At 48.4% G+C, this 20,303-nt stretch carries 17 protein-coding genes; 2 read left to right on the plus strand and 15 right to left on the minus strand.

Features of this window, described 5'->3' with window-relative positions:
- Nucleotides 1-7: 7 nt before the first annotated feature.
- From eno to MA2_RS05290, 10 genes are all read right to left on the minus strand, one after another.
- Nucleotides 8-1,333 (minus strand): phosphopyruvate hydratase, encoded by a 1,326-nt coding sequence (gene eno / locus MA2_RS05245; protein WP_067057570.1) that lies wholly within the window; start codon nt 1,331-1,333, stop codon nt 8-10.
- A gap of 70 nt (nt 1,334-1,403) precedes the next feature.
- Complete coding sequence (locus tag MA2_RS05250) at nt 1,404-3,755, minus strand: heavy metal translocating P-type ATPase (RefSeq protein ID WP_245945282.1); 2,352 nt, start codon at nt 3,753-3,755, stop codon at nt 1,404-1,406.
- A 96-nt stretch (nt 3,756-3,851) separates the two neighbouring features.
- The gene (locus MA2_RS05255; protein ID WP_067057575.1) at nt 3,852-4,067 is read right to left on the minus strand and encodes a heavy-metal-associated domain-containing protein; all 216 of its coding nucleotides are present in this window, start codon (nt 4,065-4,067) and stop codon (nt 3,852-3,854) included.
- A gap of 34 nt (nt 4,068-4,101) precedes the next feature.
- On the minus strand, nt 4,102-4,392 hold the full coding sequence (locus MA2_RS05260) for a heavy-metal-associated domain-containing protein (RefSeq protein WP_067057578.1): 291 nt from the start codon (nt 4,390-4,392) through the stop codon (nt 4,102-4,104).
- A gap of 41 nt (nt 4,393-4,433) precedes the next feature.
- Nucleotides 4,434-5,315, minus strand: a complete 882-nt coding sequence (gene kdsA, locus MA2_RS05265; protein WP_067057580.1) for a 3-deoxy-8-phosphooctulonate synthase — start codon at nt 5,313-5,315, stop codon at nt 4,434-4,436.
- 92 nt (nt 5,316-5,407) lie between these two features.
- Nucleotides 5,408-7,081 (minus strand): CTP synthase, encoded by a 1,674-nt coding sequence (gene pyrG, locus MA2_RS05270; protein ID WP_067057583.1) that lies wholly within the window; start codon nt 7,079-7,081, stop codon nt 5,408-5,410.
- Nucleotides 7,082-7,244: 163 nt separating this feature from the next.
- Nucleotides 7,245-8,348: an RNA-guided endonuclease InsQ/TnpB family protein gene (locus MA2_RS05275; RefSeq protein WP_067057586.1), complete on the minus strand. Its 1,104-nt coding sequence runs from the start codon at nt 8,346-8,348 to the stop codon at nt 7,245-7,247.
- 224 nt (nt 8,349-8,572) lie between these two features.
- The gene (locus MA2_RS05280) at nt 8,573-9,646 is read right to left on the minus strand and encodes a porin (RefSeq protein ID WP_067057589.1); all 1,074 of its coding nucleotides are present in this window, start codon (nt 9,644-9,646) and stop codon (nt 8,573-8,575) included.
- 247 nt (nt 9,647-9,893) lie between these two features.
- On the minus strand, nt 9,894-11,003 hold the full coding sequence (locus tag MA2_RS05285; RefSeq protein ID WP_067057592.1) for a porin: 1,110 nt from the start codon (nt 11,001-11,003) through the stop codon (nt 9,894-9,896).
- Between the two features lie 409 nt (nt 11,004-11,412).
- Nucleotides 11,413-13,656 carry a malate synthase G gene (locus MA2_RS05290; protein ID WP_067057729.1) on the minus strand — a complete coding sequence of 748 codons (2,244 nt, stop codon included), beginning with the start codon at nt 13,654-13,656 and terminating at the stop codon, nt 11,413-11,415.
- 263 nt (nt 13,657-13,919) lie between these two features.
- Between MA2_RS05290 and MA2_RS05295 the strand changes: the two genes are divergently transcribed.
- Nucleotides 13,920-14,609: a MiaE family protein gene (locus tag MA2_RS05295; RefSeq protein WP_079352019.1), complete on the plus strand. Its 690-nt coding sequence runs from the start codon at nt 13,920-13,922 to the stop codon at nt 14,607-14,609.
- 58 nt (nt 14,610-14,667) lie between these two features.
- On the opposite strand, the gene MA2_RS05300 is transcribed toward MA2_RS05295, so the two are convergent.
- From MA2_RS05300 to ppk1, 4 genes are all read right to left on the minus strand, one after another.
- The gene (locus MA2_RS05300) at nt 14,668-14,979 is read right to left on the minus strand and encodes a hypothetical protein (protein ID WP_067057595.1); all 312 of its coding nucleotides are present in this window, start codon (nt 14,977-14,979) and stop codon (nt 14,668-14,670) included.
- Nucleotides 14,980-15,031: 52 nt separating this feature from the next.
- Nucleotides 15,032-15,655 carry a hypothetical protein gene (locus tag MA2_RS05305; protein ID WP_067057598.1) on the minus strand — a complete coding sequence of 208 codons (624 nt, stop codon included), beginning with the start codon at nt 15,653-15,655 and terminating at the stop codon, nt 15,032-15,034.
- 150 nt (nt 15,656-15,805) lie between these two features.
- Entirely contained in the window at nt 15,806-16,075 is a 270-nt protein-coding gene (locus MA2_RS05310; RefSeq protein WP_067057601.1) for a hypothetical protein, read from the minus strand.
- 158 nt (nt 16,076-16,233) lie between these two features.
- Nucleotides 16,234-18,462: a polyphosphate kinase 1 gene (ppk1, locus tag MA2_RS05315; protein WP_067057604.1), complete on the minus strand. Its 2,229-nt coding sequence runs from the start codon at nt 18,460-18,462 to the stop codon at nt 16,234-16,236.
- Between the two features lie 407 nt (nt 18,463-18,869).
- On the opposite strand from ppk1, the gene MA2_RS05320 reads away from it, so the two are divergent.
- Nucleotides 18,870-19,421, plus strand: coding sequence for a DUF4440 domain-containing protein (locus MA2_RS05320; protein ID WP_079352020.1), 552 nt, complete (start codon nt 18,870-18,872; stop codon nt 19,419-19,421).
- 66 nt (nt 19,422-19,487) lie between these two features.
- Here MA2_RS05320 and mtgA read toward each other — a convergent pair whose 3' ends face one another.
- Entirely contained in the window at nt 19,488-20,165 is a 678-nt protein-coding gene (gene mtgA, locus MA2_RS05325; protein ID WP_067057738.1) for a monofunctional biosynthetic peptidoglycan transglycosylase, read from the minus strand.
- Between the last annotated feature and the right edge of the window lie 138 nt (nt 20,166-20,303).

Consider the following 20,303-nt stretch of genomic DNA (forward strand, 5'->3'; position numbering starts at 1 on the left):
TACAGTCTTACGCTTTTGGATTGCGCAAACCGATAAATTCTTGCGCCCCACGGTAGCTTGCCGTTACCATCTGCTCGATACGCAACAGCTGGTTGTATTTTGCCACGCGGTCAGAACGACACAGCGATCCTGTTTTGATTTGACCTGCCGCGGTACCCACCGCCAAGTCCGCGATCGTGCTGTCTTCAGTTTCGCCCGAACGGTGGCTAATCACCGTGGCGTAGTCGTTTTGTTTGGCAAGATAAATAGCATCTAAGGTTTCTGACAACGTGCCGATTTGGTTAAATTTAATCAAAATCGCGTTGCCGATGTGTTGATCAATGCCTTGTTGCAAGATTTTTGGATTGGTGACAAATAAGTCATCACCAACCAACTGCACGGTTTTGCCCAATTTCTCGGTCAAATATGCCCAGCCTTGCCAATCAGACTCATCCAAGCCATCTTCGATCGAGATAATGGGGTATTGGCGCACCAAATCCGCCAAGTAATCGGCAAAGCCATGCGCGTCAAACGCCTTATCGCCCTCACCTGCCAGTACATACTGCCCATCGCGATAAAACTCGCTCGACGCACAATCAAGCGCCAAATAAATATCCTTGCCTGCTTGGTAGCCTGCTTGCTCAATCGCCTGCATGATGACGGTAATCGCCTCTTCATTTGAGCGTAAATTGGGCGCAAAACCGCCTTCATCGCCGACGGCGGTATTTAAACCTTGCTTTTTGAGCACCGATTTTAGGCTATGAAAAACTTCTGTCCCTGCGCGCAGTGCCTCAGCAAAACTGGTAAAGTTAATTGGTTCAATCATGAATTCTTGAATATCCACGGTGTTGTCGGCGTGTGCACCGCCGTTTAAGATATTCATCATCGGAACAGGCATAGACAATGAAGTTTGCCCGCGTAGATTGGCAATATATTGAAACAACGGTAATTTTTGTGAAGCCGCTGCTGCACGCGCCGCCGCCAACGATACCGCCAAGGTGGCATTTGCGCCTAAGTGGGCTTTGTTGTCAGTGCCATCAAGGGCAATCAATTTGTCATCCAGCGCGCGTTGGGCGGTGACATCACTATCCACCAATGCTGCCCGAATTTCGCTATTGATGTTGGCAACGGCTTTTTTGACACCTTTGCCCAAGTAGCGGTTTTTGTCGCCATCACGCAATTCTAGAGCCTCGCGTGAACCTGTTGAAGCCCCACTGGGAGCGGCTGCACGCCCCACCGTGCCATCGGCTAAAATTACATCGGCTTCTACCGTTGGGTTACCGCGTGAATCCAAGATTTCACGCGCCACGATATCGATAATTTGGTTGTTTTGGGTGGTATTTTCGGCGTACATGGGCTGTCCTTACACAAGTTTCGGCGAAAAAAAATAAAACCAATAAAAATAAGCAGTGTAAATGGTGCTATCATACCACAGTCGGCGCAGATTTGTCGGCAATCATGCGCGTATCGGCGGGCATCAAATGGCTTGCGCTGGGTGCATGCCAACGGTTGAGCCTGATGGCATTAAACAACACCGACAACGAGCTCATCGCCATTGCTGCTGCGGCAATCATTGGGTTGAGCAGTCCAAACGCCGCCAATGCCATGCCGATGGCGTTATAAATAAAGGCAAAAAACAGATTTTGCCGAATAGTGCGTAGGGTTGCACGGGCGATTTGTAACGCCGCGGTCAGCTGCTGTAAACCACCGCCAAGCAGACGCGCTGCTGCACTGTGATTGGCAATATCAGTAGCATGGGCAACAGCAAAGCTGGCATCTGCCACCGCCAACGCTGGCGCGTCGTTGATACCATCACCGACCATCGCCACACGCTGACCTTGCGCTTGCAACGCACGAATACGATCGGCTTTATCCGTTGGGCGCAGATCGCCGCATGCGTGATTAAGGTCTAGATGCAATTCATCGGCAATATGCTGCACCACGCTGGGCTTATCACCGCTCAATAGCCACACGCCAAGCCCCATACCTTGCCAATCTGCCAAGGCTTGTGCTGCCTCAGGCTTGAGCGCGTCAGCTAAGGCAAACGCCGCCACAGGTACACCATCGACGCTGACTGCCACTTGACTGGCGATTTGCCATGCCGAGGCTAGCCCAATAGTATCGGGCAATGTGAGCCCAACCCAAGTGGGACTGCCGATATTGATGGCAAAGTCTTTGCCTGTACTGTGTTGGCTAACATGAGCTTGTACGCCGTGCCCTGCCACGGTTTGCACATTATTTAAGCTAAAATCTTGACTTGGCGGTTGGCGCGTTTCGGCTGAAAAATCAGTAAGCTGCTGTTGGCTAAATGCGGTGAGCGCGCGTGCCAATGGGTGATTGGTGCGTTGTTCGATACTGCCAACGAGGTGTAACAACGCGGCGTAATCTAAACCTGTCGCTGCAAGATTTGCTGCTTGATACTCAGCAATCACTTGCGGTGTGCCTTGGGTCAGTGTGCCTGTTTTGTCTAGCACCAAGGTATCAATGCCGCCTGCCGCCTCCAATGCTTGCGCATCCTTAAACCATACCCCATGCCGTGCCGCAACACCCATGCCTGCCATAATCGCCGCAGGGGTGGCAAGCCCTAGTGCGCAAGGACAGGCAATGACCAACACCGACACCGCACGCAGCAGCGCGTCATCTGCCGTCACACCTGCTATACGATTGACCAACCAACACAGCAATGCAAGCCCGACCACCACTGGCACAAACACCGCCGAAACCTTATCAGCAAGCCGCGCCATGTTCGCTTTGCTGCCTTGCGCATCGTGCAAGGCTTGTATCAAATCACCCAATTGAGTCGCCTGCCCCGTCGCGCTAACGCGATACTCCACACTGCCATCGGTCACCAATGCGCCTGCTAACACGCGGCTACCAGTATCTTTTTGTACAGGTAACGATTCGCCCGTTAAATGGCTTTCATCACACCACCCAGCACCTGCAACCACCTGCCCATCAGCGGCAATGCGTGTGCCCGTACCTGCCAACACCACCTGCCCACAGCGCAAGTCTGTCACATCCTGCACCTGCCAACTGCCGTCAGCTTGTTTGACTTGCACCTGCGTTGGCGTGAGGGTCAAAAGCAAATTGATACTGTTTAAGCTGGTTTTTTTGGTGCGCTGCTCGAGGTATTTGCCCAACTGAACAAAGCCGATCACCATCACACTGGCTTCAAAATACACGCCATGTGCAGGCGTGACTTGCCACAGATAAATAGAATACAACCAAATCGTCAGCGTCGCGAGTACCACCAACACGTCCATATTGGCAAGCCCACCGCGCACACTTGCCCACGCGCTGCGATACAGCGGTAATGCCGTGCCAAACTGCACGACACTTGCCAACACAAACTGCCATGCCACAGGCAACATTGCGCCGTGCCAACCGACCAACATGCCAAGCATACCGACCAAAAACGGCGCAAGACACAGCCAGGTTATCATCAAGCGTAGCGGTGGTTTTGTGCTATCGGCTACATCATCGGACGCGGCAAGCGCCGAAGTTTCAACCTGCGCGTGATAACCTGCCTTACCAATCCATTCGATGATGGTATCGGGATTGGTTACGGCAGCATCGTATCGAATTTGCGCCTGTTCATTGGCGTAATTCACATCTGCTTGTATGATGGCGGATTTTTTGTTGAGGACTTTTTCAATACGGCTGGCACAGGCTTGACAGGTCATGCCATCGATGGTCAGCGTTAAAGCAGCCGCATCCATAAGCGCGTCGGCGGCGGGTGAATGGGTAGTGTTTTTAGGTGTGGGCGATGAACGCACGGCTGCCCCCTTAAGCATCAATTTAGCTATGCATCAATTTGGTTAAGTAAGTCACCTAACTATGTGGGCAAACGCATGTTTTGTCAAATCAAGGGATTAGGCAATAACATCAAAACCTGCGTCTTCAATCGCCTCACGCAGCGCGGCAAGATCGGTTTGATTGTCATCAAAATCAACCTCGGCACGTTGATCAACAAGGCTAACGGTAACGTTTTGCACGCCTGTCACTTGCTGCAATGCGCGTGTCACGCTTTTGACGCAGCCGTTACATGTCATGCCATCAATGCCGATCGTAGTATGTTGTTGGCTCATGGTGCTATCCTTTTAAAATCTATGGTGTTTAGCCTTATAACTTGCCGCTATCTTCTAGATCATCTATCAGGTTGCGGTCATTGTTTGGATTGGCAGGCGCATCAATCGGGAATGGTTCACTGATATAATCCACCGTGGTCAATGCAGCTTTAAAAGCATGCACCGAAGTTTGGGTATCGTCATACTCAACCAGCACACGATGTACCGCAGGGTCAAGGCGCATTGCCGTCACACCGCCAATCGTACCAAGCGCGCGCTCAACCGCGGCATAGCCTTGTGCATCGTCGATACCTTTTAAATCCAATGCCACTGTCTGAATTGCCATACGACCATCCTGTTTATATCATTTAATAAGTGTTTGCCGAATTAATGGGTATCTAATTTGGCAAAACCTTTGACTAAGTCATCAATTTGCTTAAGTTGGCTTAAAAACGGTTCAAGTTGGCTTAGGCGCAGGGCGCAAGGACCGTCGCATTTTGCCAGTTCAGGCTCGGGGTGAGCCTCTAAAAACAGCCCTGCCAACCCTGTCGCCATGCCTGCACGCGCCAAGGTGGTAATCTGCTCACGCCGTCCGCCTGCGCTGTCGCTGCGTGCTCCTGGTTGCTGCAAGCTATGCGTGACATCAAAAAATACAGGCACGTCAAAGGCTTTCATGGTGTCAAAGCCTAGCATATCAACCACCAAATTGTTGTAGCCAAACATGCTGCCGCGCTCACACAAAATCACACGGTCGTTGCCTGCCTCTAGGCATTTGTTGATGATATGGCGCATCTCGTGCGGGGCAAGAAATTGCGCTTTTTTGATATTGATAATCGCACCTGTCCGCGCCATCGCTACCACCAAATCAGTCTGACGGCTCAAAAACGCAGGCAACTGAATAATATCCGCCACTTCAGCCACCGCTGCCGCCTGATATGGTTCATGCACATCAGTGATGATAGGCACGCCGTACTTGTCTTTGACATCCGCCAGCCATTGCAGCCCCGTGTCCATACCTGGCCCACGAAACGAATATAAGCTTGAGCGGTTGGCTTTATCAAAACTTGCCTTAAACACATAGCCAATGCCAAGCTTTTGGCAGATCTCGACATACGCCGCGGCAATCTCAAGCGCCAGCTCACGCGATTCAAGCACATTCATACCACCAAATAGCACAAACGGGCGTGTGTTACCCATGACAAAATCGCCCAAAGCAATTTCGGCTTGCGCGGTGGGCTTGGTAGTGACATCAGAAGTGGTTGGGCTCATCGGATTTGCCTTTTTTGGTTAGTGCTTTATGGTTAGTGCTTTATTAAGTTGCCCGCTTAGGTAGTTATATCAAACTGATTTTGCTCAGCCTATCAGCTGGGTTGATGCTCAGTCATTGGCTGCTTGTCGTTGGCATGTTGCGCTTTATGATGGATTGCCGCTTTTACAAAGCTGTTAAACAACGGATGACCGCCGCGTGGCTGACTGGTAAACTCAGGATGGAATTGCACCGCGATAAACCACGGATGATCGGTCAATTCAACCGCCTCCACCAAATGCTGCTTGGCTGAATAACCCGAAATTTTCATGCCTGCGTCTTGTAGCGCGTCAATATAACGCCCGTTCATCTCATAACGATGGCGGTGGCGTTCGCTAATCGTCGGGCTGGCATAGATTTGGCGCAAACGGCTGTCCTCGACCAGCTCTGCTTTTTGCGAACCAAGGCGCATGGTACCGCCTAAGTCTGAGTCGTCGCTACGCACTTGTAGTTCACCTTTTTCATCAAACCATTCGGTAATCAGCGCAATCAATGGCTCTTTGGTGCGTTTGTCAAATTCGGTTGAATTTGCCTCAAGCCCGATGACATTACGCGCAAACTCAATCACCGCCAACTGCATCCCCAAACAGATCCCAAGATATGGCACACCATGGGTACGCGCATAGCTAATCGCCTGCATTTTGCCCACTGTGCCGCGCTCACCAAACCCACCAGGAACCAGTACGGCATCAGCATTTTTGATCACATCCATCAATGCGTTTTCAGTCTCCAAGCGTTCGGCATCGACATAAGCAATGTTTACTTTGACATGATTTGCCACCCCTGCATGTAGCAAGGCTTCATTGATGGACTTATACGCATCAGGCAATTCAACGTATTTACCCACCATTGCCACTGTGACACTGTCCTCCGCATTGAGCAGTACATCGGTAAACGCTTGCCAATCGCTCAAATCTGCGGTATTGGTCTGTAAGCCAAAACGCTGACAAATCAAATCATCCAGCTGCTGCTCATGCAAGATACTAGGAATCTGGTAAATACTTTGCGCGTCGGGGCACAAAATCACCGCGCGTTCTTCCACATTGGTAAATAGCGCAATTTTGCGACGGTTATCCTCACTGATTGGGTGCTCGCTACGGCAAATCAGCACATCAGGTTGTAACCCGATACTGCGCAATTCTTTGACCGAATGTTGGGTAGGCTTGGTTTTGCTCTCACCTGCACTGGCGATATATGGCACCAAGGTAAGGTGCATAAGCATCGACTGGCTATGCCCAAGTTCAACGCGCATTTGCCGCACCGCCTCCATAAACGGCAACGACTCGATATCGCCAACCGTACCGCCAATTTCAATCATGGCAATATCATAGCCTTCACCACTGGCATGGATGCGGCGTTTGATTTCATCCGTGATGTGTGGGATGACCTGCACCGTACCGCCAAGATAATCGCCACGGCGTTCTTTTTCAAGCACGCTTTGATAAATTTTACCACTGGTGAAGTTGTTGTTTTTACTCATCTTTGAATGGCGCAAAAACCGTTCATAGTAGCCCAAATCCAAATCCGTCTCTGCGCCGTCTTCGGTGACAAATACTTCACCGTGCTGAAACGGGCTCATCGTGCCAGGATCCACGTTGATATATGGGTCAAGCTTGGTCATGGTGACCTTTAGCCCACGCGCCTCAAGCAACGCTGCCACCGATGCGGCGGTAATACCTTTGCCCAACGATGACACCACGCCACCTGTCACAAAAATGAATTTGGTCATAATCGTTATTCGTCTTGAAAAATCAGCAGAAGTTAAAACAGAATTTTACCAACAATCACGGGTATTTGGCAAAACTTTCTCAGCTTATCGCGTCTTCCCGCGTCTTCGCATTGATTTCATGCAGCAAACATGCACAACAACACGCATTGACTTCCTCCCCTCCCTAAAGTGAGGGGATTCCTGCTCCCAGACGGTCAAGCCCGACCGCAAGAATATTCTTACTAGCATTGATATCTCTATCATGCCGTGTGCCACACTTCGCACAAGTCCATTCTCTTATTCGCAAACCTGCTCTACCTTTCGGACTACTGGACGTATCGCCACAGCACGAACAAGTTTGGGTAGTGTATTTCTCATTGACGATTTCAAAACGGCAACCTGCGTGCTCGCATTTGTAGGTCAGTTGTCGTTTGAGTTCAAACCAACCTGCATCGTAAACCGATTTGGCTAGTTTGCTTTTTTTGCTGTTAAATTGGGTGGTTTTAACGTCACCAACCACGATTAGCGCGTTATCTTTGACTAATCGGGTGGTGAATTTGTGGATGAGGTCTTGGCGTGTATTTTTGATTTTGGCATGGATTGCCTTAACACGCTGTTTGTTTTTTGCTCGTTGGGCGATGGCTAATTTTTTAGCCCATGCTTGGGTCTGTTTGATTTGCAGTTTATCACCTTTTGAGGTGGTGGCACTGTCTTTAAGCCCTAAGTCAATACCGATACTACCTGCTCCGCATTGTGTTTTAGGATATTCTTTGACGGTGATACAGGCATACCATCGGTTACGGCTGTCTTGGACGACCTCAAGGGTGTTGATTTGATACAGCGATAGATTGTAGCTGTCCCATAGGTCGATGATGAGTTTTTGTCCTTTGGCTAGGCTTAGTTGTAGTGTTGATTTTAAGCCCTTTTTGCCTGTTTGGTGGGTGGCAATGTGTTTGATGGCGGATTGTTTAAATGGTAGCCAACCGAGTGATTGACGTTTTGAGTTTGGGTTGTTGGTTCGCCATGATAGTTTAGCTTTTTTGCATTGGCGACGCGATTTGGCGTGAGTTTCGTTGATGGCTTGTATGGTTTGCGAGTGCAAGCCAAGGAATTCACCGCTACCTTTGGTATATTCGTTTAGGTCATAGGCTGAAAAGAATTTGCCTGTTTTTTGTAGGTACTTGTAACTCAAGTCATTGATGTAGTTCCATACGAAATTAACCGAACCGCTTAGGCGGTTAAGCTTCGTTATGTGTTTGTCTCGTATGCGTAGCTTGAGTGTTTTCATGGGTTTATTTTAGCATACTTAGTATCTTATCGTGTGTAAGCATAGCTACTTAAGTTGCCTTATATCCACCGCCTGAAGTCGCAGGTTTACGGCAACGGAAGATAAAAAATCCACGTTACTGTGTCAATAACGCGGATCAAATAACGCAGCCCGTCAAATCGCTAGCCTTTTGCTCTTAAAAGTGGCAAAAGGCTCAACCCAATGGCATAAACAACGGTTTAGAATTAGAACAAGTACTCTAAACCTGCACCAATTGCCATGCCGTCGGTTTCAGTTTTGGTTTTTACAACCGTGCCGTTACCATCTTTGACGTTGCTGACGACTTCTTTGTATTCGTTGTTGCGGTAGCCACCATAAACGTGACCAATCGCTTGTTTACTAAAGGCATATTTACCGCCAATGACAAATTGTTGGCTGTCGGCATCGTTGTTAAAGGCAACATTGTCGATAAAATCCGCTTGTGCGTATACTTTCCATGGGCTGGCTGTTTGGTAAGTACCGCTGATTGAGAATACATTCTCATCTTTGCCATCATTTTCTTTAGCTTTATCAAGCTGATACAACGCACCGATGCCCACAGTGTTGTTCAAATCATACGCACCGCTGATACGCGTGGTTTTGAAGTCACCTGCTTGAATGTAAGTGATACCACCACGATAAGGCTGACCTTCAGGCTCATATTTTACACCCACACCCCAGCCTTCATGCCCTAAGCCGTTGTGTTCGCTCTTGTTGTCAAGCGCGTACATTGCCATAAAGTTCATGCCGTTGTAATCAGGTGATACATAAGCAAAGGCGTTGTTAATGCGGTTACCGTCCCACGCTGCATCGCCAAAGCTGTTATCAAATTGCCCCACGGCTTGGCTAACATAATTGATGCTATCATCAATCGCTGACAAACGACCTGCCAATAGCGTACCGTATTGTTTGTTGGCTAGACCCAAATAGGTATCACGTGAATAAAATTGTTTTTTGCCGTTGTCGTCCGCATCGACATCGATACCGTATTCTAGCTGATACACCACATCGGTGTTGTCGGTTAAATTCTCCGCCCCTTTCAAACCAATACGTGATGAGTTAGAATTCAGCTCAGTCACATCGCCGCCATCGGTGCTGGTTTTTGTGCTGTTGGTGCTTACTTTACCATTCACATAAGTGTCGGTGGTGGTCGTTACATCGGTGTCGCCGCCGCTGACATAGTCTAATGTTAAAAATGCTTTACCATAAACGGTTGGTGCAGCGTTTGCTACTGATACACCACATGCTGCTAGGGCAGCCATCAAGACAAGTTTTTTCATCCGTCACCTCCAAAAAATAACGCATCAAAATCAGTTTTGGTGTGGTAAGTCCCTAACTGCTTATTTGCCGTGCCATACATATTACGGCAACAAATTTTACCAAAAGCTGTTTGATTAGCCCTAGCATAGCAACTTTGCAATATTTTGCAATATATTTTTGCATTTTTTTAGAAGTGTTATCTTTTTGTAAAGATGCAATAAAAAACTCACCCAGTTGGGTGAGTTTTTCTAAACAATTTAGCCAGGATTAGAATTTGTATTCTAGACCTGCACCGATAACGGTATCATCTTTGTAGTGATCGCGATCCACTTGACCTGCGTAAATGTGACCGATTGCAGCCTTGCTAAAGGCATACTCGCCACCAACCGCGATTTCTGTAGCGTCGTTATTACCAAAGTCAGTATTGGCATACTGTGCTTTGATTGCCCATTTGCTTTCAGGTAGCTTGTATTTACCAGACACTAACCAAGTTTTGGCATCGTCTTTGTTATCGTAGATGTCAGCGTTTTGGTACAATGCACCTAGAACAAGATTGCTCATCATCGAGCCTTGACCCATGTTCATTTTACCCAAATCAACCGAACCTGCGATACGCCACGCGCTATCTGCCGCCCCTACGTTGCTGTCATAGCCAGCAGCTAGGTACATGCCGTTTTGGTCATAAGCGAGCATCGCTGAGTAGCCGTTGTCTTTAACTTTCTTTTCGCTGTATACCGCTGGCTGCGCAGCTACACCTTTTACTAGCACAGTACCGTCTGGAAGCTTAACTTCTTTGACTTCTTTTACTGCAGGTTTTAGCACCACATGACCGTCTGCATCAGTTTCTGATAGAGAAACAGCTGCCATAAAGGTTACAGGCATACCAACGATAGCAGGTGATTTATAAGCGATTACGTTATTAGCGCGTTCCTCACCAAGTTTTTCAAAACCTTTTGGACCGATTTTGTCCAATGACAAACCAGCACCAGAGTTATTGGTGAACACATCCACACTGCCTTTTGATAGCTTAAATGGTGTATCGTGACGACCTGCCAATAGTGTACCGTATTGACGGTTTGACAAACCGATATATGTGTTGCGTGATTTGAACTGCGTGGTGTCGCTATCAGGTGATACACCGTATTCAAGTTGATAAACCAAATCGATGTCATCGTTTAGGCTGTCTTCACCACGAAAGCCGATACGTGAAGAGTTGTCGTTCAATTTAAAAGTATCTTCATCTTTTTTAGAAGAGTCATCATAGTCGGTAGAAACATAATCCGTTGATAGGAAGATTTTACCGTATACTTTTGGCGCTGCTTGGGCAGACGAGATTGAGGCGATAGCGATCGCTGATACAAGGGCGATTTTTTTCATGGATATCACTCCGTGGAAAGTTAAATGAACCGCTACATAAATAAGTGGGTTGTTTGTGGCGAGTGGCGTGCCAAAATTGTCATACGCCAGCTAACCTCTAACACTGCCTAACAAACAGCTTAGTTAGCGCAAATTTTGCCAATAAATTGTTACAAAATTGTGAAATCACGACAAGAATTTAGCAATTTATTCACTACAGGTTTTAACGGTTGCCGTGTTTTTTGTAACATTACTGCCACTGCTACCTTGTACTGTGAGTGAATTTAGGGCTACATTTTGCAACACTTGGCAATAAACAGGCATAGTTTAAAACGTAATTATCAAATATACAAGTTTTGTTACAATTAATTTTTGCTATTAAAAAAGCGTCTGATACTGACCAGACGCTTTGGTTAGGTTTAAGTCAAAATCAAGCGTTAGCGCGCTTTAGTGCCAGACGTGCGCGGTGCAACAATGGTTCGGTGTAGCCGCTTGGTTGGCGTGTGCCTTCAAAGATCAAATCACGCGCGGCATTGTATGCGTAGCCGTCAAAGTTAGGTGCCATCGGGCGGTAGTTGGGATCACCTGCGTTTTGTTGATCAACGACTTTTGCCATGCGCTGCAAGGTTTCATCGACCTGCTCAGCGGTGACAATGCCATGTAGCAGCCAGTTGGCAACATGCTGACTTGAGATACGCAAGGTTGCGCGGTCTTCCATCAAGCCAATATTGTCAATATCAGGCACTTTTGAGCAGCCGATGCCTTGATCTACCCAACGCACGACATAGCCCAAAATACCTTGAATGTTGTTGTCAAGTTCTTGCGCGATTTCTTCGTCACTCCAGTCGGTAGCTTGTGCCAGTGGAATGGTCAATAGGTCGTCAAGCGCGTCTGGGCTTTGACCTTGATCAAGCTGCTGCTGGATATTTGCCAGTACGTCAAACACATCGGTGTCATGGTAGTGGATGGCGTGCAAGGTCGCGCCTGTGGGCGATGGTACCCATGCGCAAGTTGCGCCTGATTTGGGGTGCGCCCCTTTGCTTGCTAGCATAGCGTGCATGTTGTCAGGCTGCGCCCACATGCCTTTGCCAATTTGCGCTTTGCCTGCAAGTCCCGTATCAACCCCGATTTGCACGTTTTGACGTTCATACGCGCTTAGCCAGTCGGTGTTTTTCATGGCATTTTTGCGTACAAACGCGCCTGCTTGCATGCTGGTGTGCATCTCATCGCCCGTGCGATCCATAAAGCCTGTGTTAATAAAAATCACCCGATGACGTGCGGCGCGGATACAGGCTTTTAGGTTGGCACTGGTACGACGTTCTTCGTCCATAATGCCGATTTTAAGCGTATTTTCGGGCAGTCCCAACGCACGCTCAACCGCGGCAAATAAATCCACGGTAAATTGGACTTCCTCTACCCCGTGCATTTTTGGCTTGACGATATACATGGAGCCTGTGCGCGAGTTGGGCAGGCGGTTGTCATGGCGCAAATCGGGTAAGGCGCACAGTGGCGTAATAAGCGCGTCCATGATGCCTTCATAGATTTCATGGGTTTGTCCATTGTTGTCTTTCACCAAAATCGCAGGGTTGGTCATCAGATGCCCGACGTTACGAATCAACATCAACGAACGCCCTGGCAAGCTAAACACTTCACCATTTGGTGCGGTGTATTCGCGGTCTGGCTGCATGGTGCGCGTCATGGTTTTGCCGTTTTTGTCAAACGTTTCGGCAAGCTCGCCTGTCATCAAGCCAAACCAATTACGATATACTTCGGTTTTTTCTTCAGCATCGACAGCGGCTACCGAATCTTCACAGTCTTGAATTGTGGTGACAGCGGCTTCTAATAAGACATCTTTGATGCCTGCAGGGTCGGTTTTACCTATCGGGCTATCGGCGTCAATTTGGATGTCGGCGTGTAAGCCATTGTGCTTGAGCAACACCGCGCTAGGTTGGCTGGCATTACCCGTATAACCAACAAATTGTGCGCTATCTTGTAATGCGGTCTGGCGCTCACCTTGCTTAACCACAAGCTTGCCATCGCTTACGGCAAAGCCTGTCACATCGGTATAGCTGCCATCTTGTAGGGCAAAATGCTTGTCCAAAAAGTCTTTGGCAAATGCGATGACCGCCGCGCCACGGGTCGGGTTATAGCTCTTGCCTTTTTCTTGGCCGTTGTCTTCGCTGATAGCGTCCGTACCATACAACGCGTCATATAGGCTGCCCCAGCGCGCATTGGCGGCGTTGAGGGCATAGCGTGCGTTGCGCACAGGCACAACCAACTGCGGCGCGGCAATGTGCGCAATTTCGTCATCAACATGTTGCGTATCTACGCTAAAATCTTCGCCCTGCGGCTGTAAGTAGCCTATCTTTTGCAAAAATGCGCGGTAGGCTTCGCGGTTGATTTGTCCATCTTTAGCAGGATTTGCCTTGTGCCAGTCGTCAATTTGTTGTTGAAATTGATCGCGCTTGGCAAGCAGTTCACGGTTGCGTGGTGTGAATTCTTTGACGATGTTTTCAAAATCTTGCCAATATTTGTTGCTATCGATTTTGACCACGGGCAAGACTTCATTTTCAATAAAATCATACAGTTGCTGATCAATGAGTAAATCGCCCTTGCTGACACGCTGGGCGGTATCTGCTGGTGTACTGGCATGGTGTGGTTGTTGGTTTGTCATTGTCTTGGCTTCCTTTTTCCCTGTCATTGCTATCATTTTTTGCCATCGTTCAATAAACGCTGGCTTGCCTGCATGGCATAATTTGATTATACGATTATCATTTGATGAAATAAAGAAATATAATACATTTATTTTTGAAATATATAGTCAAATTCTTGTTTAACTTGCCCACATTGAGATTTTTGAGCACCACGTATATACGGGCTAGGCGCAAAAACTGGCTGTGCTATAATCATATTTTTGATCACTTTTTGCTATGCCATATGACCAATTCTGATTTCACCCAAGCTGATGTGGTGCCCACCAATAGCGATGTGCTAACACAGCCTTACCCTGCCGCGCCCATTGATATGCAGCCCATTCAAACGTTTTTGGGCTGCCCAACGCCTGATAAATGGCTAAATGCGGCACTGGCAGATTTGCCCACGATTTTGCAAGACCATGCCAATTGTGAAAAAAAAGCGGCAGGTACGGCGATGAACTTGGTGTTTCGTTATATGTCGCATACAGATTTGCAGCGCAAACTGGCGCAGCTAATCCGTGAGGAAATGCTACATTATGAGCAGGTGCTTGATTTGATGGAAGCGCGCGGACTGGCGTGGCGGCATATCCCTGCAGGGCGCTATGCCGAACGGCTGCTGCGCCACAAGCGCACGTTTGAACCTGCGGCAATGATAGATGTGCTAATCATCGGGGCATTTATTGAGGCACGCTCGTGCGAACGTTTTGCAGCATTGGCGGCGGTGGTAGCCGATGACGAATTGGCGCGGTATTATCGTTATTTGCTTAAATCTGAAAGCCGCCATTTTGAGGATTATTTGGCATTGGCGCAAAACTTGTCGGATGATCCGATTGATGAACGTGTGGCATTTTTTCGCACAGTCGAGTGTGAGCTGATTAGCACACCTGACAGCGAATTGCGTTTTCATAGTGGTGTGCCAGACTGGCTGTAATGAATGAATCTAACAAAAAAGACAGCATTGGCTGTCTTTTTTTGTGTCGCATGAAACCTCACTCACTGCCCGTGTTGGGTTTAGAGCCATCGGGGTTTAGCGTGCGGCTCTGGGCGTTTTCGGGGTTGGCGTAGCGATTAAGCGTGTTGATTTCTGCACTTTGTGGCACATCGTTGCCTGCGGTGTGGGTATTGACGCCACCATCAAACGCTTGCCCTGGTTGGTCGCGGCGGTCGGGTTCTTCGGCAGGCTTGTCGCCACGATTGACGTGTTGGTCTTGTTCGGCTGCCAATGGGCGTACTAAATCAGCGCCTTCTGGCGTCGCGCTGGGTTGGGTGAGCGAATCGGGGTGAATATTGGGTGCTTGCATGGTTTGCCTTTAAGTTCTAATCTTCTTTTAGGGTTTAAAAATAGATGGCTGGTTATTCATCGTGTTCGCGTGGCACGTCATAGCTACCATCTGATAGGCGATCAAGGTGATCGACGTGAGCTTCTGAGGTGCTCTCTAGCGGATAGCTGCGTGTTTCGCTGATAGCCTCACCTTGCTGAGGCAGCACTTGTAACGGGTCGCCTGATGTTTGGCTGACGACTGTCTGCGCTTCTGTGGTTGGCGTTTTGACGGCTGCTTGTGGGCGATTGTCAAAAATATCGGGCGTTTCGGTAGCAGGGGCTTTGCCTGCGGTCACACCTTCACCTGCTTGGTGAGTGACGCTGTCTTCAACAACGGCATTGCCTGCAGCGTGGTTAAGGTTGGTAGGATCAGTGCTTAAGATGCTTTGGGTGTCGGTAATACCTGCAGTATTATGCGGCGCACTGTCTGCAGTCGATACGCCATTTGGGTTGATATTTTTTAGGCTTTCTGGATTGGTCACTTCACCGTCAGCTGTACGGTTTAGGTTGGTTGGGTCGGTGCTCAATACGCCACTGGTAGTGGCGTTGTCTGCGCTAGCGTCGGGGGCATCGCGATATTCGACGCCTGTTGGTTCAACTTTGTTAGAAATATTGCTGACACCGTTTGGGTTGGTGGTTGATTGGTCGTTTGACATGCTGGTTTTCCTGTTATTTTATCTGGCTAGTATCGGGTTTTGGTGGGTTATTTGGTCAAAAAAAGCGCGTTTATCGTAACGTGTCGTTAAACGCGCTGTGGGTTATGGGCGGACTTAGCAATCAATAGCTAACAAGCGCACGGCTTGCTTTTATTTATCGGTGCGTAGTGCGTCATCGACAAATGGGGTTTCTTCATCGCCGCGTAGGTTTTGCGCCTGAGCACCGCCTGATAGCGTCTGCCCTGCTTGCTCAGCGGCTTGACGCGCGTCATTGCTGGCATCTGAGTCCAGATTTTGTGCCAGTTCGGCAGGGTTTACGTCATCCACGGCTTGTTGTAAGTCTGTTGGTTGGACTTGGCTGGCTGGGTTAAGGCTGGTGCTGCTGTCTTGGTTGGCTTGGCTTGGGTCAATATTTGTCATGGTGCATTCCTTTTGGCTTAAATTTTACTATGGGTTTGTTGAGGTTTTATCTTAGCAAAGTGGCATGTGTTTTTGCTTGTCTTTTGCATGTGAATCGGTAACAAGCTGTTATCGATTGTGAGTGGATAGCATGCCACGTTTGCTATATTGTGCCTGTTTTATCTTGATATTTTGTCGAGCAAATAGGCTTGCGCGCTAAAGGCCGCTTTGTCTTCATTTGGGGTGAGCGCGTGCCAGGTGCCGTTGGCGTCTAGCGACCATGCGTTGGTATTGTCGCGCAGGTAGTTGTGTAGATCCTGCATGATACGCTTAAATACTTTGGCATCTTCGATTGGGAAGGCGACCTCAACGCGGTTAAACAGGTTGCGCTCCATCCAGTCTGCACTGGCACAGTACAAACGCGGTTGGTACTGATCAGCACGTTGGTCTTTTTTGGCAAGGTTTTGCGCTTGATCTAGCGTTTGGGTATTGCTGCCGTCGGTGTCTTCGCTACCGTTGGCAAAGTAGTACACGCGCGTGTGCTCCAAAAACCGCCCAACTATTGAGCGCACCTCGATATTGTCCGATACACCTGCAAGTTGTGGGCGCAAGCAGCACATTGAACGGATGATCAGCTGTACTTTTACGCCTGCTTGCGAGGCAGCGTATAGTTTGTCGATGAGCTGCTGTTCGGTCAAGGCATTGACCTTGATGATGATATGCGCGCGCCGACCTGCTTTGGCATGGGCAATTTCATCATCGATAAAACTTAATAATCTGTCATGCAAGGTGAAAGGCGCGTGTAGCAGTTTTTGCAGTTTTGCAGGTCTGCCCATGCCCGTCAGTTCGTTAAAAATCTTATGCACGTCTTCGGTGATGGCAGGATTGGCGGTAAACAAGCCATAGTCGGTGTAGGCTTTGGCGTTACCTGCGTGGTAGTTGCCCGTGCCAAGATGGACATAACGACGGATTTTGTCGTCCTCACGGCGCAAAATCAGCATCAGCTTGGCATGGGTTTTGTAACCAACAATGCCATACACCACCACTGCACCTGCCTGTTGCAAGAGATTGGCAACCTCAATGTTGGATTTTTCATCAAAACGCGCGCGCAGCTCGATGACGGCGGTAACTTCTTTGCCCTTACGCGCCGCTTCGGCAAGGGCTTGTACGACTTCAGAATTGGTACCAGAACGGTACAAGGTTTGTTTGATCGCTAGCACATTTGGGTCTTGCGCGGCTTGCCATAGCAGGTTGGTGACAGGCGCAAAGGCGTGAAATGGATGATGCACCAGGATGTCTTGCTTGCTGATCGCGGTAAAGACGTTGTCGTTTTTTTCAAAGGTTTCACGGCGAAACGCTTTGGGGATGGCATGGGTAAATGGCTGAAAGCGTAGATGCGGAATTTTAAAATCAAACAGCAGGCGCGTGAGATTGACTGGACCATTGACGCGGTAAAGCTGGTCTTTTTGTAGGCCAAACTCATCAAGCAGATAATCGCTGATTTGGGCTGGGCAGTTGGTGGTCACCTCAAGGCGTACCTCAGCACCAAAGCGACGGTTATCCAGCTCGCCCTCAAGTGCTTTGGCGATATCTTCAACATCATCGGACAATGCCAAATCGGCGTTACGCGTCAAACGAAATTGATAGCACCCTGTCACCGTCATACCGGGGAACAGCTCGCCGATATGCTCATGAATCACCGCAGTGAGCATGATGTGGTGCTCTCTACCACCTGTCAAGTCATCGGGCAGGCGAATGACACGCGGCAGGCTGCGCGGTGCAGGCACCACCGCCAGATTGATTTCACGCCCAAAACCATCTTTGCCCTCCAATGTCACGATGAAGTTTAGACTTTTATTCACCAAACGCGGAAATGGATGGGCAGGGTCAATGCTGATGGGTGTCAGTACAGGCGCGACTTGGTTGTCAAAATACCATTTCACCCACTTGGCTTGCGCATCAGAGAGCTCATCGCGTTTGAGGTAGCGAATTTGCTGCTCTGCCAGTGCAGGCAAGATGATATCGTTTAAAATGCGGTACTGTTCCTCAACCGCCTTGTGCGCGATGGCAGAGATATATTTAAGCACTTGGCTTGGGTGCATACCGTCAATGCTGCTGACCCGATCGCCCATTTGGACTTTTTGTAACAAGCCAGACACGCGAATTTCAAAAAATTCATCCAAATTCGATGAAAAAATAATCAAAAAAAACAGCCGCTCAAGCAGTGGATGGCGTGGGTCTAATGCTTGCGCCAGCACGCGCTGGTGAAACTGCAACAACGACAATTCACGGTTAAAATACAGGTTGATGTCGCAATCGGCGTATTCAAACACTTCGGGGTAATGGATATCGGGTAATACGCTTGGCGTGGGGGGCAATTCGACGAGAATTTCTTCGGTGACTGACATAATAGATTCCCTTGTTTCAATGTTTCAATAAAATTTTCATTCAATAAATTAACGTGTTATGCAAAACAGTCAATCTATTTTATGCTATAAAAAAGTTAATTGATAAATATCGGCTATCAAACCGTGGTTTATAGCAAAAGTTGCCAAAATGATACAAAAAAGCTAGCTATTAAGGCTGGCTTTATAATTTTTTTTCATGTATAAAATTAAATTAGCTAAGCGATAAGATTTATCAAGTATTACTATCCAATTTTGGTCACTGTTTTGGTGACTGTGGTTTAGCGTATAAGGCTTAGCGTTTAATTTTTTGATGTTAAAATGTTAAAAAGGCAAATGCTAAAAAAGCATGAGTCACACACAATAGCCTACCTTAAGGCTGAATATGACAAACAATTTGGAGGCATGCAATGCAAAAATTTAATCGTTTTTCACAATTACTTGGCATGGGTCTTGCCCTAGGTGCGGTCACAGGCTGCGCATCAAACACTGTCACCCCAACCACCGCCAAAGTAGCACCTACTAAAACTATTGTCAGCCAAGCAACCAGCTGTCAGATGATCAGCAATGATGAGGTTGCACGCTTGTTTGATCGCTGGAATGCAGCCCTACAAAGCCTTGATCCTGCACGTGTGGCAGCAAACTATGGCCCAAACTCAATCTTATTGCCGACCGTATCAAATCGCCCTCGCGTTACCCCAGCGGCAATCCAAGACTATTTTGCGCATTGGCTTGTCAAAGCACCTAAGGGTGAAATTTTGCAGCGCCACATCACCACAGGCTGCAATTTTGCGGCAGATTCGGGTGTGTACCGCTTCACTTACAAAAACAATGAAAAAGTCACGGCGCGCTACACCTATGTGTATCGCTATGACCCAACAAGCAAGCAATGGCTGATTTCTTCGCACCATTCTTCTGCCATGCCGCAGCCATTAGATAAAGAACCGATTCAAGCGTTCTAAATGATGCTTGCACTGTTGAGCACACTGACAAAACGGCTAATGATTTAGCCGTTTTTTAGCCAATTATTAACGGTCTGGCAAATCCGCCGTACCCATGCGCCGTAAGATAATTTGGGTTTTGGTCTGCAAGCGGCGATCATTGGGGTGTGCTTGATAATACTTGGGATTGGGCAACATGGCGATCAAAAACGCAGCTTGACGTTTGGTTAGGCTTTTGGCAGGGCGATTAAAATAATGCTGCGCTGCCGCCTCGATGCCATAAATACCATCACCAAATTCTGCCACATTTAAGTATGCGGTCAAGATACGCGCTTTGCTCCACAGCTGCTCAATCATCACCGTAATCAGTGCCTCTTCGCCCTTGCGAATATAGGAGCGTTTGGGGTATAAAAATAAGTTTTTGGCAAGCTGTTGGCTGATCGTTGAACCACCTGCACTAATCGCGCCTGCCTTTTGATTTTTCTTAATCGCCTGCTCAATACCTTGCACGTCAAAGCCTGCATGATTGGCAAAGTTGGCATCTTCACTGGCAATCGCCGCGCGTTTGACATTGACCGAAATTTGGCTGTCCTCAACCCATGTCTGACTGACGGGCGCGCCGCCGCTCAAGCGGTGCAAGGTCATAAACATGGTGTTGTTGATTGGCTGGGTTTGCCACACCATCAGCATCGCCCCAACCCATACATGAAACGCCAGCCACAATACAACCAACGTGGCAAATAAGCGTTTGCACAACCTCAGCAGCGGATTGCCTTGGCGCGGTGGTGGCAAGGCAGGATAAGCCGATGAGGTTGGGCGGTTTTGGACGGGTGGTTGTGGTCTAGGCAAGGCACGCTCGCTACAATAACAAAAATTTAAACCAGTAACATTAAAATGCTGGTG

The sequence above is a fragment of the Moraxella atlantae NBRC 14588 genome, from assembly GCF_001591265.1.
GTDB classification, from domain to species: domain Bacteria; phylum Pseudomonadota; class Gammaproteobacteria; order Pseudomonadales; family Moraxellaceae; genus Faucicola; species Faucicola atlantae.